This is a genomic window from Pseudomonas sp. Larv2_ips, assembly GCF_963879675.1.
Taxonomy (GTDB): Bacteria; Pseudomonadota; Gammaproteobacteria; order Pseudomonadales; family Pseudomonadaceae; genus Aquipseudomonas.
This window is the reverse complement of record NZ_CAWOAW010000014.1, coordinates 926,100-938,277: the sequence shown is the minus strand read 5'-3', so window position 1 is coordinate 938,277 and position 12,178 is coordinate 926,100. Positions and strand designations below refer to the sequence as shown.

Genomic DNA, 12,178 nt, shown 5'->3' with positions numbered 1-12,178 from the left:
TTCGTACACTCATTCAAGGAATAATCACGCCCGCTTCTGGCGGACCTGGCGAGCAATTCCTACGCGCCACCCCATCGACGCTTGACTGACCCGTGTGCCCCTATGCCCAGACACCCTCTTCGAATCCTATTGGTGGAGGATCACCCCTTTCAGCTTCTGGCCACCCAGTGCCTGCTTAACACCTTCGGCTTCGACCACCTGACTCTGGCAGAAAATGCCGAACAGGCGATCCGCGCGATGTCTGAGTCCAAAAGGCCATTTGACCTGATGCTGTGCGACCAGTGCCTGCCTGATTTACTCGGCCTGGAGCTGGTGGAAATCGCCAGTCGCCAACACTTTATAACCGGCGCCATTCTGCTGAGCGGGCTGCCTTCCTCGGAACTGTTCAACCTGACCACCCAAGCCCTGCAGCGTGGTTTGCCGCTGCTTGGTTATTTATCCAAACCGCTGAATAAAGACGAATTCGAAAAGTTGATTGCCCCTCTGGTCCGATTATAAATGTAGGACTTTAAACTCTGCCCCCCTACGAAAACATACCTGAACCAAGCGCTGAATCGCTGGCACTGCCAATGACCGCACTGATTTAAAACCTGCTTACATCCAGCGTCACAAAGCCTTAACAACTGGTAGGCAACTACCTTTTTTCATGTAGGAATTCTCCTGTTTTATACCTGTTCCCACCATGGTTCATGCTCCTCCCTCTTCTTCTGAGCTAATGTGCCCGCTTTATTTGCACTTGCATGGAATGTGATTATGAACACGGTTTTTATCATTGATGACCACCCCGTTATCAGGCTGGCGATCCGCATGTTGCTGGAACATGAGGGTTATAAAGTCGTCGGTGAAACGGACAACGGTTGTGATGCGATACAAATGGTTCGCGAATGCCTGCCGGACTTGATCATTCTGGATATCAGCATTCCCAAACTTGACGGCCTCGAAGTGCTGTGCCGATTCAACGCCATGAACACATCGATGAAAACCCTGATTCTGACCGCCCAGAGCCCGACGCTGTTTGCCACGCGCTGCATGCGCTCGGGCGCGGATGGCTATGTGTGCAAGGAAGGCGACCTGAGCGAACTGCTGAGTGCGATCCGCGCCGTATTGTCGGGCTACAACTATTTTCCCAGCCAGGCGCTCAATGGTAATGCAGACGGCACAGACACGCTGGAACTTGAACTGTTTAAAACAGTGAACGATCGGGAACTGATGGTCTTACAACTTTTCGCACAAGGCCGTACCAATAAGGAAATCGCCAAAGGCATGTTTTTAAGTAACAAAACAGTAAGCACTTACAAAAAAAGGCTGATGCAAAAACTTAAAGCCAAGTCCTTGGTAGAACTTATCGAGATGGCAAAACGAAACGCGCTAGTGTGAGAAAGCGGATGCCCAGCCGTATAAAGGACTATTTGATTATATTAATCGCCGGTGTGTGTTTCAGCACGACGGTGCCTGCGGACCCCGCTCCCGGCCCGGAACACTTCACGCTGTTGAGCCGTGCAAGTGCGGTACAACTGGATGTTCAACTGGACAAGGCCCAGCGCCAGTGGTTACAGAACAAACGCGAGTTGGTGCTCGGCACTTCGGCTCCGGACTACCCGCCCTTCGACCTGACCTCCAGCGGCCGCGACTACGAGGGCCTGACCGCCGATTACGCAGGGCTGTTGGCCCAAGCCCTGGCATTGCCCGTGAAGGTGGTGCGCTACCCCACCCGAGAAGCCTCGATCCACGCGCTTGAAACGGGCGAAATTGACTTGTTGGGCTCCTCCAACGGCTTTGAAGCCGCCAACCCGAATCTCATCCTGTCGCAGCCATACGCGGTGGACCAACCCGTGCTGGTGACCCGTGAGGGTGAAACCTACAACCTGGGCAATGGGCTGGCCGGACTGCGCTTGAGCCTGGTCTACCACTACCTGCCGTTGAGCGAAGTGCAGAAGCTGTATCCAAAGGCCAACATCCGCGCCTACCCCTCGTACCAAAACGCGTTGAATGCGGTGGCGTTCGATCAGGCCGACGTGTTTTTGGGCGACACCATTTCCACCCATTACATGATCAACAAGGGCTACCTGAAAAACATCCGCATGGCCAACTTCGGCAAGCATGAAGCCTACGGCTTCAGCTTTGCGCTGCGCCAGGATCAGCGCACTTTGCTGAGCATCGTCGATTCGGTGCTGGCCGCCATCCCCATCAATGAACGCGACAGTATTGCCAAGCGCTGGAGCGCCGGCAGCGATATCTTGCTGACCGACAAGAAACTACAGCTGACCCAGCGCGAAGAGCGTTGGCTCAAAGACCATCCGGTGGTGACAGTCGTCGTCAATGAGACCTTCGCACCGCTGACGTTTTTCGACGCCGAAGGCAATTTTCGCGGCATCACCGCAGACTTGCTGGAACTGATACGCCTGCGCACCGGGTTACGTTTCAAGATCCTGCGCAGTCGCGAAGTCAACGCGATGATCGAGCAGGTCACCACCGGTAAAGCCGATATCATCGGGGCCATTGTCCCCAGCGTTGAAAGGGAGGCTTCGCTGAGCTTCAGTCGCCCTTACCTGGAAAACTCCTACGTCCTGCTGACCCGCAAAGAGCCCGGCGCGCCCTCGAACCTGGAGCAGATGGCAGGCAAGCGCCTGGCGATCACCGTGGGCAACCCCTTGGAAAAAATCCTCACGCAGGACTTCCCGCAGATTCGCCTGGTGGAGGTCAGCGACACCTTCAAGGCATCCGAAATGCTGGCCCAAGGCAATGTGGAAGGTGCCGTCAACTCGCTGGTGATCGCCAACTACTTCCTGTCCTCCCAGGTTTTCCAGGACAAACTGCAGATCAGCACCAGTATCGGCACCCTACCCGCCACGTTCGCCCTGGCAACACCTCGCCGCGCCGTCGAATTGAGTTCAATCCTGGACAAGGCCCTGCTGAGCATTGCTCCAGACGAAATGGGCGTGATCAACAGTCGCTGGCGAGGCTATACCGCCGCCCCCGACAGTTACTGGCGCAATTACCACCAGTTGATCGCGCAAATCATCGTCGGCACCGGGCTGTTGCTGCTGATTTCACTGACCTGGAACGCCCACATGCGCCGCCAGATCAAACATCGAAAAATGGCCGAGCGCGCCCTTAACGATCAGTTTGAGTTCATGCGCGCATTGGTCAACGAAACCCCGCACCCGATCTATGTGCGTGATCGAAACGGCCTGTTGCAAACCTGTAATGACAGTTACTTGCAGGTCTTCGACGTCAAGCGTGAAGACGTGATCGGCAAGAGCGTGATCCAGATGGACATGGCCCGGGAATCGGAAGCCGCGCAATACCACGCGGACTACCAGCAAGTCGTGGCGCAAGGCAACCCACTGATTCTCGACCGCACCCTGCACCTGCACGGAAAAAAACTGACGATCTATCACTGGATTCTTCCTTACCGTGACTCCGTCGGTGAAGTCCAGGGCATCATCGGGGGCTGGATCGACATCAGTGAGCGGCGCCAGCTGTTCGACGAGTTGCGCGCCGCCAAGGAACGCGCCGATGAAGCGAACCGGGCCAAAAGCACCTTCCTTGCCACCATGAGCCATGAAATCCGCACGCCGATGAATGCCGTGATCGGCATGCTGGAGTTGACCCTCAAGCGGGCTGACCAGGGCCATCTCGACCGCCCGGCGATCGAAGTGGCCTACAACTCGGCCAAAGACCTGCTGGAATTGATCGGCGATATTCTGGACATCGCGCGCATCGAGTCCGGCCGTTTGAGCCTGGCGCCGGAACGCGTGAACCTGCGGGAAGTCATCGAATCGGTGGTGCGCGTGTTCGACGGCCTGGCACGGCAGAAAACCCTCAGCCTGCTGCTGGAGTTCAAGCCCGAGCAGGATGACACCGAGGTGCTGATCGACCCGTTACGCTTTAAACAGGTGCTGTCCAACCTGGTGAGCAATGCGATCAAGTTCACCGAGCGCGGGCGGGTGCACATCAAGGTGGACGTGCAACCCACCGATCAACCGCAGCAGGTCGAAATGAAACTGGTGGTCGAGGACACCGGCATCGGTATCAGTCGCGACGACCAACTGCGCCTGTTCGAGCCGTTTGCCCAGGCCGACAACTCCGGGCACCTGGCCAGAAGCGGCGCCGGCCTGGGGCTGGTGATCTGCCGAAGCCTGTGCGCGATGATGGGCGGGCAACTGAGCCTGAGCAGTGTGCCGATGGTGGGCACCCAAGTGCATGTCAACTTGACAATGCCGCGCCTGCAGCCGGTCCAGCCCGTGGGTGAACTCAAACCCGCGCCCCCGGCGCTTGCGCCGGTGCTCAACGTGTTGGTGGTGGATGACCATCCCGCGAACCGCCTGCTGATGTGCCAACAACTGGGTTACCTGGGACATCAGTTCACCGCAGCCCAGCACGGTGCCGCCGGCTTCAAGGCATGGCGTCAGGAACGCTTCGACCTGGTCATCGCCGACTGCAACATGCCGATCATGAACGGCTACGAATTGACCCGCTCGATCCGTGAGTATGAACAGCGCGAACAGCTGCCGGCCTGCGTCGTGCTGGGCTTCACCGCCAATGCTCAGCCGGAAGAGAAACTGCGCTGCGCGCAAGCGGGCATGAACGACTGCCTGTTCAAACCAATCAGCCTGACAGTGCTGGAGCGGCAACTGGCGCAGATCGGCCAGCAACCCGGCGGTGTGAGGCTCGACCTCAGCAGCCTGGAGGCGCTGACGGGCGGCGACCCACAGCTGAGTCGCCGCCTGCTCGAGGAATTGCTTAACAGCAGCCGGCATGACCGTCAGGAACTGACCGCCATGTTGGCGCAACAGGCATCGCCCCAGGCCATCATTGACCAGGCCCACAAGATCAAGGGAGCTGCGCGCATCGTGCAGGCCGCTGCGCTGGCCGGCGAATGTGAAGCGCTGGAGCACGCCTGCGCGCAAGGTGAAGATCGGCCGAGGATCGAAACCGGCATCAAGACCCTGGAAAAATGCATGCTTGAATTGGAGAGGATGCTGCAGATGCGCCTTAATGAACTGGACGCCTTGCAATAGGCAGGGCGAGTGTTTTGCACTCTCCCTGCCGCCACCGGTCAGCAGTCGGTCAGACGCAGGAAAATCGCTGCCAGCTGTTCGATGCCCGCCTGGTCCTGCGCGGTAAAACGCGAGAGCGACGGGCTGTCCAGATCAAGGACGCCAATCAGTTGGCCGTCCTTGACCAGGGGCACCACCAGTTCGCTGTTGGAAGCGCTGTCACAGGCGATATGCCCAGGGAACGCGTGAACGTCCTCCACCCGCTGGGTTTGCCGCGAAGCCGCCGCCGCGCCGCACACCCCACGACCGAACGGAATGCGCACGCAGGCAATCTGGCCCTGGAACGGGCCAAGCACCAGCTCTTCGTTGCGGTTGAGGTAGAAGCCGGCCCAGTTCAGGTCATCCAGCTGGTTGAACAGAAACGCAGAGAACTGCGCGCTGTTGGCGATGAAGTCGCGTTCATCGGCCAACAGCGACTCCAGTTGCGCACACAGCATTGCATAGCCATCCAGGCCCGTGCCGGCCTGTTGCAAATCGATCATGGTTGACGCTCCAACAACTTGAGACCCACCCAGTAACGGGCGAATTGATACGCGCACCGGCCATTGCGGTTGCCGCGCCCGGTGGCCCAACGTACGGCCAAAATATCCAGCGCTTCATCGCGCTGCCATTGCAAACCGGCCTTGCTGGCCAGTTCGCCAATCCAGTGCTCGACCACGTTCAGGAAATGTTCCTGAGAGAACGGGTAGAAAGACAACCACAGGCCGAACCGGTCGGACAGGGCGATTTTGTCTTCAACGGCCTCGCTGGGGTGCAACTCGCCGTCCACGCGTTTCCAGTTGTCATTGTCGCTCTGATTTTCCGGCACCAGGTGACGACGGTTGGACGTGGCATACAACAGCACGTTTTCCGGCGCCTGCTCCAGCGAGCCATCCAGCACACTCTTGAGCACGCGGTAGTCGCCCTCGCCGGCCTCGAACGACAAGTCGTCGCAGAACAGGATGAACCGCTGCGGCAGCTTGAGCAGTTGCTCGACCACGCGCGGCAAGTCGGCCAGGTGATCGCGCTCGATTTCAATCAGGCGCAAGCCTGCCTTGGCGTGCTGGGCGAGCAAGGCGCGCACCATTGACGATTTACCCGTGCCGCGCGAACCCCACAGCAGCGCGTGGTTGGCGGGCAGGCCTTCGAGAAACTGCTGGGTGTTGCGAGCCAGTTGTTCGCGTTGCTTGTCCACACCGATCAGGTCGCTAAGGCGCATGTCCAGGCTGACTTCCAGGGGCAGCAAAAAGCCGCTGCGGCCTTCGCGCTGCCAACGGGCGGCGAGGCACTGGTCCCAGTCGATGGCTTGACGGGGCGCCGGCAACAACGGTTCCAGGCGTGCAAGTACCGCATCGGCACGCTCAAGAAAGGCATTCAATCGATTATCCACGACTATTCCTCTGGCAAGTTCTTGCAAAAGATGGCGTATTGGCAACCCTGCGGCACACCGCGACAGGGCTGCACCTGTAAAAAAATCAACGATTATGCCGAGCAAGCCAAAGCCGGTGGATGTTCAGCTATGCTTGCCGGGCGAAGGGAAACGTGAAGTGGTTCAACACCCGATGGATATCAAGTTCGCCCACCGCTTGTCTTATAAACAAGCTCGATTGACTGTGCTGGTCGGTTTCGTCTTGGGAACCTTGCTCAGTCTGATCCAAATCGGCATTGATTATGCCAGCGAAGACGCATCCATCAACCGTGAAATACGCTCGCTGATCGAAATCAGCCATAACCCCGCCTCCCGTATCGCCTACAACATCGACGCCGAACTCGCCCAGGAACTGACGCTGGGCCTGCTGCACTCCCCGGCGATCACCCGTGCGCAATTGGTCGACAACAATGGCGTGGTACTGGCCGACGTCGATCGCCCGCGCAAGGAAAGCACCTACCGGCCCATCAGCGATTTTCTGTTTGGCGCCAACCGCCAGTTTGAGGACCGGTTGTTCCTGAGCCACATGCCTAATGATTCCTTGGGCGTGTTGCGCCTGGACGTCGACACTTACGCCTTCGGCAGCCGCTTCCTGCACCGCGCCGAGATCACACTGCTTAACGGTTTTGCCCGCAGCCTGCTGCTGACCGGCATCCTGTTGGGCCTGTTTTACGTGATGCTGACCCAACCGCTGGTGCGCATTATTCGCGCGCTGAGCACCAGCAAACAGGCACACCTGGATTGCCCGCCAGGGCACGAAAACGACGAAATCGGCGTGCTGGTCAGTGTCGCCAACCAGCAATTCGAAAACATGGAGACCGAAATCCAGCAGCGCCGCCACGCCGAGGACCGACTCACCGAGTACCTGGGCCAGCTGGAAGATATCGTCTCCGCACGCACACTGGAGCTCAAGGCCAGCAACCAACGCCTGAGCCAGTCCAATGATGAGTTGGAGGCTGCGAAGATGACGGCGCTGGGCATGGCCCAGGCACGGGCGGCGTTCCTGGCCAACATGAGCCACGAGATTCGCACGCCGCTCAACGGCCTGCTGGGCATGATCGCCCTCTCGCTGGACAGCCCGTTGAATGCCGAGCAGCGTCAGCAACTGTCGATTGCCCATGACTCCGGCAAAGTGCTGGTGGAGTTGCTCAACGATATCCTCGACCTGTCCAAGTTTGATGCCGGCCAGCTGGAGCTGGAGCGTATCCCGTTCGATCTCAGCTCGCTGGTGGAAGACACCGCCAACCTGCTGTCGCAGAACGCAGCACCGAGCGTTGAACTGACGTGCTTGATCGACCCGCTGTTTCCCGCCCAAGTGATTGGCGACCCGACACGCGTGCGGCAAATCGTCAGCAACTTGCTCTCCAACGCCTTGAAGTTCACGCGCTTTGGCCGCGTCGACGTGCGCCTGAGCGCCAGTGAGGGCCGGGTGAAGATTGAAGTGTGCGATACCGGTATCGGCATCGCTCAGGATGCGCAGGTGAAGATATTCCAGCCGTTTACCCAGGCCGGCGCAGGCATCACCCGCCAGTTTGGTGGCACGGGGCTGGGGCTGGCGTTGACGCATAATCTGTGTGAAGCGATGAAGGGCCGGCTGAGCATCAGCTCGGAAGTCGGGTTTGGCAGCCAGTTCTGCGCCGACCTGCCACTGCCCACGCATTTGCCCGCCACTCGTTACGCGCCACTGGCAGGCGAAGTCATCGCCATCACCAGCGCGGGTAGCGGCCTGACAGAATTGCTCAGCACCCTGTTGCCTCACTGGGGGCTGGCACCGCGCGTTTATTCTCAAGACGACGACCTGAGCGGGCAACACCCTGACCTGTTGATCACCGATTGCCCGGAGTGCCTGTTCCGCCTGCGCCCAGCCATCAAGGCGCCCATTTTGCTGGTCACCGCCTACGGCAACTTTATGCCCAGTGAGGAAGTGGCAGCCCTGGCGCCGCTGCAGCAACAGGCGCGCCCTTTGAGCCGCAACGCGCTGTATCAGATCCTGCAACGCAATTTGCGCAGCGACGCGCCACTGATCCTCGACCCGATCCAGATGGAAGCCGCGCCGTTTACGCACCGGGCGCGCATCCTGCTGGTGGAGGACAACCCGGTCAATCAACTGGTGGCCAAAGGCATGCTCAGCAAGCTCGGCTGCGAAGTGGTGGTGGCCGCGCACGGTGGCGAAGCGCTCAAGTTCCTTGAAGAGCAGCGCTTTGACATGGTGCTGATGGACTGCAACATGCCGGTAATGAATGGCTACGAAGCCAGCCGGCAGATTCGCCGCAGCGGGCGCTGGCCCGATTTGCCGATTGTCGCCTTGACGGCCAACGCCCTCTCGGAAGAGCGCGAGCGTTGCCGGGCCGCGGGCATGGATGACTACCTGGCCAAACCGTTCCGCCGCGAAGAACTCAAGGCTCTGTTGGACCTGTGGGTGCCGCAGACGACAAGCCTTTGATCTGCGCCAGCAACTGGTCCAGGCCTTCGCGCAAAGCGTCGGCCTGGTTCAAGTCAATGCCGCTGTCACACAGTAAGCGGGTTTTCAGGCGGTGAGTCTGGTCGCGTAACTGCACACCGGTATGAGTCAGACCCAGGTGCACTTCCCGCTCATCCCGTGCGCTGCGTTGGCGGCTCACCAGATCGAGCTGCTCAAGACGCTTGAGCAGCGGCGTCAATGTGCCCGAATCGAGCATCAGCCGCTCGCCCAACGCCTTGACGGTCGGCTGCGGCGCAGTTGCCTCGTGCCATTCCCACAGCACCAGCATGACCACGTACTGCGGATAGGTCAGGCCCAACTGGTCAAGCATCGGTTTATAGGCACGCGTCACCGCCCGTGAGGCAGCGTAGAGCTTGAAACACAGTTGGTCGTCCAGTGCCAGGGACACGGCGGATACATCGATCATTTGAGCAGGGCTTCAATCTCTTGGGTCAGGTCCTGGGGCTTGGTGGTCGGGGCAAAACGCTTGACCACCTGACCGTCACGACCGATCAGGAATTTGGTGAAATTCCACTTGATGCCCTTGGACCCCAGCAAGCCCGGCGCTTGTTTTTTAAGCTGCACGAACAGCGGGTGGGCCTCGCTGCCGTTGACGTCGATCTTCTTGAACAGCGGGAAACTGACACCGAAATTCAATTCGCAGAACTCGGAAATCGCGCCTTCGTTGCCGGGCTCCTGCTTGCCGAATTGGTTGCAGGGGAACCCCAGCACCACCAGCCCCTGGTCCTTGTACTGCTGCCAGAGTTGCTCGAGGCCTTTGTACTGCGGGGTGAAACCACATTTGCTGGCGGTGTTGACCACCAAAATGGCCTTGCCGGCGAAGTCGGCCAAGGTCTTTTGCTCACCTTTGATGGTGGTGCACGGGATGCTCAGCAGGTTGGTGCTCATGGCAGTGCCTCAAACAGGGGGAAGACCTGGAAAGATAGTAGGCAATTCAATTGTGTGCAATTTAATTGACCGCATTGATGAGGCCCTATTTGCTCACATCAATCCCTTCATTCACGCTCGATACAACAGTGGGAGCGGCTTGCTTGCGAATGCGGTGTGTCAGCCAGCTCATTGGTCACTGACACACTGCATTCGCGAGCAAGCCCGCTCCCACATGTGGAGGGTGCTGCCTGCCCTAGCGCGGGACGAGGTCCAGGCACACCGAGTTGATGCAGTACCGCAAACCCGTCGGCGGCGGGCCATCCGGGAACACATGCCCCAGGTGCGCATCGCACTTGGCGCAGGTGACTTCGGTGCGGACCATGCCGTGGCTGACGTCGCGGATCTCGATCATCGCGCTGTCGGCAATCGGCGCGTAGAAGCTCGGCCAGCCGCAACCGGAATCAAACTTGGTGCTGGAATCGAACAGCGGCTCATTGCAACAGATGCAGTGATACACACCGTCGGTCTTGGTTTCGTTGTATTTGCCGCTGAAAGGGCGCTCGGTGCCCTTGAGACGACACACCTGATACTGCGCGGGGTCGAGCATGTCCCGCCACTCATCCAGGGTTTTCTGCAACTTATCCATCAATCCACCTCGGCAACTGAAAAAGCCTGATCTGTATCTTTTCCACGGAACAGGCGGCACGTATGATTGCGCCTCTTCAAAACGCCAGTCTGGCACCCGCGCTACCGGCATTCAAACGTATTTATGGGTGCAGGCCTCGCAGGATTCGCAGTACGGTAGTGTCCACGCCGTCTGGATCGTTCATTTTCAGGATCACATCGCCATGCAGGTCAGCAAATCGAACAAGCTCGCCAACGTCTGCTACGACATTCGCGGCCCAGTGCTCAAGCACGCCAAACGCCTGGAAGAGGAAGGCCATCGCATCCTCAAGCTGAACATTGGCAACCCGGCGCCGTTTGGTTTCGAAGCGCCGGACGAAATCCTCCAGGACGTGATCCGCAACCTGCCGACCGCCCAGGGCTACAGCGATTCGAAAGGCTTGTTCAGCGCGCGTAAAGCCGTGATGCAGTACTACCAGCAGAAGCAGGTGGAAGGTGTCGGCATCGAAGACATCTACCTGGGCAACGGCGTGTCCGAGCTGATCGTGATGTCCATGCAGGCCTTGCTCAACAACGGCGACGAAGTGTTGGTGCCGGCGCCCGACTACCCGCTGTGGACCGCTGCCGTGACCCTGGCTGGCGGCCACCCGGTGCACTACCTGTGCGATGAAGGCGCCGACTGGTTCCCGGACCTGGCCGACATCAAGGCCAAGATCACGCCGAACACCAAGGCCCTGGTGATCATCAACCCGAACAACCCGACCGGCGCCGTGTACTCCAAGGAAGTGTTGCTGGGCATGCTCGAGCTGGCACGCCAGCACAACCTGGTGGTGTTCTCCGACGAGATCTACGACAAGATCCTCTACGATGACGCCGTGCACATCTGCACCGGCTCCCTGGCGCCGGACCTGCTGTGCCTGACCTTCAATGGCCTGTCCAAATCCTACCGCGTGGCGGGTTTCCGCTCCGGCTGGATCGCCATCTCCGGGCCCAAGCACAACGCCCAGAGCTACATCGAAGGCATCGACATGCTGGCCAATATGCGCCTGTGTGCCAACGTGCCGAGCCAGCATGCGATACAGACCGCCCTCGGCGGCTACCAGAGCATCAACGACCTGGTGCTGCCCCAGGGCCGCCTGCTGGAGCAGCGCAACCGCACCTGGGAACTGCTCAACGCGATCCCCGGCGTCAGCTGCGTGAAACCCATGGGCGCGCTGTATGCGTTCCCGCGGATCGACCCGAAAGTCTGCCCGATCCTCAACGACGAGAAATTCGTGCTCGACCTGCTGCTGTCGGAAAAGCTGCTGGTGGTCCAGGGAACGGCGTTCAACTGGCCGTGGCCGGATCACTTCCGCGTGGTGACATTGCCGCGAGTGGATGACCTGGACATGGCCATTGGTCGCATCGGCAACTTCCTCAAGTCTTATCGCCAATAACGCACATGCCGCCGTACGACCGACATTCGGTCGTACGGTGAGTATCTGGCAACACTTCTCTACGCTGCGCGCCCTCCTCCCAGCCGCTGCACGCCACGGACCGGTCAGCCTCCTATAATTACGGGGTGCGAAGGCTTGAATGGGGTGATCGCGGTGGGCTTTTCGGCTCGGAAAATCCTTTCAAGGCTCTACATTCAGGCTGTAGGACACAGTTTGAAATAGTCGCTCGGTTGAATCGCCCCAGGCCGCACCTTATATACCCCGCAGTACGCGACATATTAAGCATGAGGAGAAT

10 protein-coding genes are annotated in these 12,178 nt (G+C 59.2%); 5 read left to right on the top strand and 5 right to left on the bottom strand.

Annotation, left to right across the window (positions count from 1 at the left end):
* Positions 1-102 precede the first annotated feature (102 nt).
* The 3 genes from AACV02_RS10805 to AACV02_RS10795 all read left to right on the top strand — a co-directional run bounded on the left by AACV02_RS10805 (position 103) and on the right by AACV02_RS10795 (position 5,024).
* The gene (locus AACV02_RS10805) at positions 103-498 is read left to right on the top strand and encodes a response regulator (RefSeq protein ID WP_119739496.1); all 396 of its coding nucleotides are present in this window, start codon (positions 103-105) and stop codon (positions 496-498) included.
* Between the two features lie 255 nt (positions 499-753).
* Positions 754-1,377, top strand: coding sequence for a response regulator transcription factor (locus AACV02_RS10800; RefSeq protein ID WP_106576804.1), 624 nt, complete (start codon positions 754-756; stop codon positions 1,375-1,377).
* Between the two features lie 8 nt (positions 1,378-1,385).
* Positions 1,386-5,024 carry a transporter substrate-binding domain-containing protein gene (locus tag AACV02_RS10795; RefSeq protein WP_119739493.1) on the top strand — a complete coding sequence of 1,213 codons (3,639 nt, stop codon included), beginning with the start codon at positions 1,386-1,388 and terminating at the stop codon, positions 5,022-5,024.
* 38 nt (positions 5,025-5,062) lie between these two features.
* Here the strand turns inward: AACV02_RS10795 and AACV02_RS10790 are convergent, their stop codons facing one another.
* Both AACV02_RS10790 and AACV02_RS10785 read right to left on the bottom strand, forming a co-directional pair.
* Positions 5,063-5,545, bottom strand: coding sequence for a GAF domain-containing protein (locus tag AACV02_RS10790; RefSeq protein ID WP_106576806.1), 483 nt, complete (start codon positions 5,543-5,545; stop codon positions 5,063-5,065).
* Positions 5,542-6,432, bottom strand: coding sequence for an ATP-binding protein (locus AACV02_RS10785; protein ID WP_106576807.1), 891 nt, complete (start codon positions 6,430-6,432; stop codon positions 5,542-5,544). Before AACV02_RS10785 ends, AACV02_RS10790 begins: the two co-directional genes overlap by 4 nt.
* Before the next feature lie 172 nt (positions 6,433-6,604).
* Between AACV02_RS10785 and AACV02_RS10780 the strand changes: the two genes are divergently transcribed.
* Positions 6,605-8,914: a hybrid sensor histidine kinase/response regulator gene (locus tag AACV02_RS10780; RefSeq protein ID WP_106577286.1), complete on the top strand. Its 2,310-nt coding sequence runs from the start codon at positions 6,605-6,607 to the stop codon at positions 8,912-8,914.
* Here AACV02_RS10780 and AACV02_RS10775 read toward each other — a convergent pair.
* The 3 genes from AACV02_RS10775 to msrB form a co-directional block, all read right to left on the bottom strand.
* Positions 8,868-9,359 carry a MarR family winged helix-turn-helix transcriptional regulator gene (locus AACV02_RS10775; protein ID WP_119739491.1) on the bottom strand — a complete coding sequence of 164 codons (492 nt, stop codon included), beginning with the start codon at positions 9,357-9,359 and terminating at the stop codon, positions 8,868-8,870. The two genes, AACV02_RS10780 and AACV02_RS10775, sit on opposite strands and share 47 nt — an antisense overlap.
* Positions 9,356-9,841 (bottom strand): glutathione peroxidase, encoded by a 486-nt coding sequence (locus tag AACV02_RS10770; RefSeq protein WP_106576809.1) that lies wholly within the window; start codon positions 9,839-9,841, stop codon positions 9,356-9,358. The genes AACV02_RS10775 and AACV02_RS10770 overlap by 4 nt, the downstream gene beginning before the upstream one ends.
* 235 nt (positions 9,842-10,076) lie before the next feature.
* Positions 10,077-10,469, bottom strand: a complete 393-nt coding sequence (gene msrB, locus AACV02_RS10765) for a peptide-methionine (R)-S-oxide reductase MsrB (RefSeq protein ID WP_106576810.1) — start codon at positions 10,467-10,469, stop codon at positions 10,077-10,079.
* Positions 10,470-10,671: 202 nt separating this feature from the next.
* Here msrB and AACV02_RS10760 point away from each other — a divergent pair, with 202 nt between their 5' ends.
* A complete protein-coding gene (locus AACV02_RS10760; protein WP_017136168.1) occupies positions 10,672-11,883 on the top strand; it encodes a pyridoxal phosphate-dependent aminotransferase in 1,212 nt (403 codons plus the stop codon).
* The last annotated feature ends 295 nt before the right edge of the window (positions 11,884-12,178 follow it).

What these genes read in the sequence shown, in the direction of transcription:
- AACV02_RS10805 (WP_119739496.1), top strand. Translation starts at nt 103, where the DNA reads ATGCCCAGACACCCTCTTCGAATCCTATTGGTGGAGGATCACCCCTTT.
- AACV02_RS10800 (WP_106576804.1), top strand. Translation starts at nt 754, where the DNA reads ATGAACACGGTTTTTATCATTGATGACCACCCCGTTATCAGGCTGGCG.
- AACV02_RS10795 (WP_119739493.1), top strand. Translation starts at nt 1,386, where the DNA reads ATGCCCAGCCGTATAAAGGACTATTTGATTATATTAATCGCCGGTGTG.
- AACV02_RS10790 (WP_106576806.1), bottom strand. Translation starts at nt 5,545, where the DNA reads ATGATCGATTTGCAACAGGCCGGCACGGGCCTGGATGGCTATGCAATG.
- AACV02_RS10780 (WP_106577286.1), top strand. Translation starts at nt 6,605, where the DNA reads ATGGATATCAAGTTCGCCCACCGCTTGTCTTATAAACAAGCTCGATTG.
- AACV02_RS10775 (WP_119739491.1), bottom strand. Translation starts at nt 9,359, where the DNA reads ATGATCGATGTATCCGCCGTGTCCCTGGCACTGGACGACCAACTGTGT.
- AACV02_RS10770 (WP_106576809.1), bottom strand. Translation starts at nt 9,841, where the DNA reads ATGAGCACCAACCTGCTGAGCATCCCGTGCACCACCATCAAAGGTGAG.
- msrB (WP_106576810.1), bottom strand. Translation starts at nt 10,469, where the DNA reads ATGGATAAGTTGCAGAAAACCCTGGATGAGTGGCGGGACATGCTCGAC.
- AACV02_RS10760 (WP_017136168.1), top strand. Translation starts at nt 10,672, where the DNA reads ATGCAGGTCAGCAAATCGAACAAGCTCGCCAACGTCTGCTACGACATT.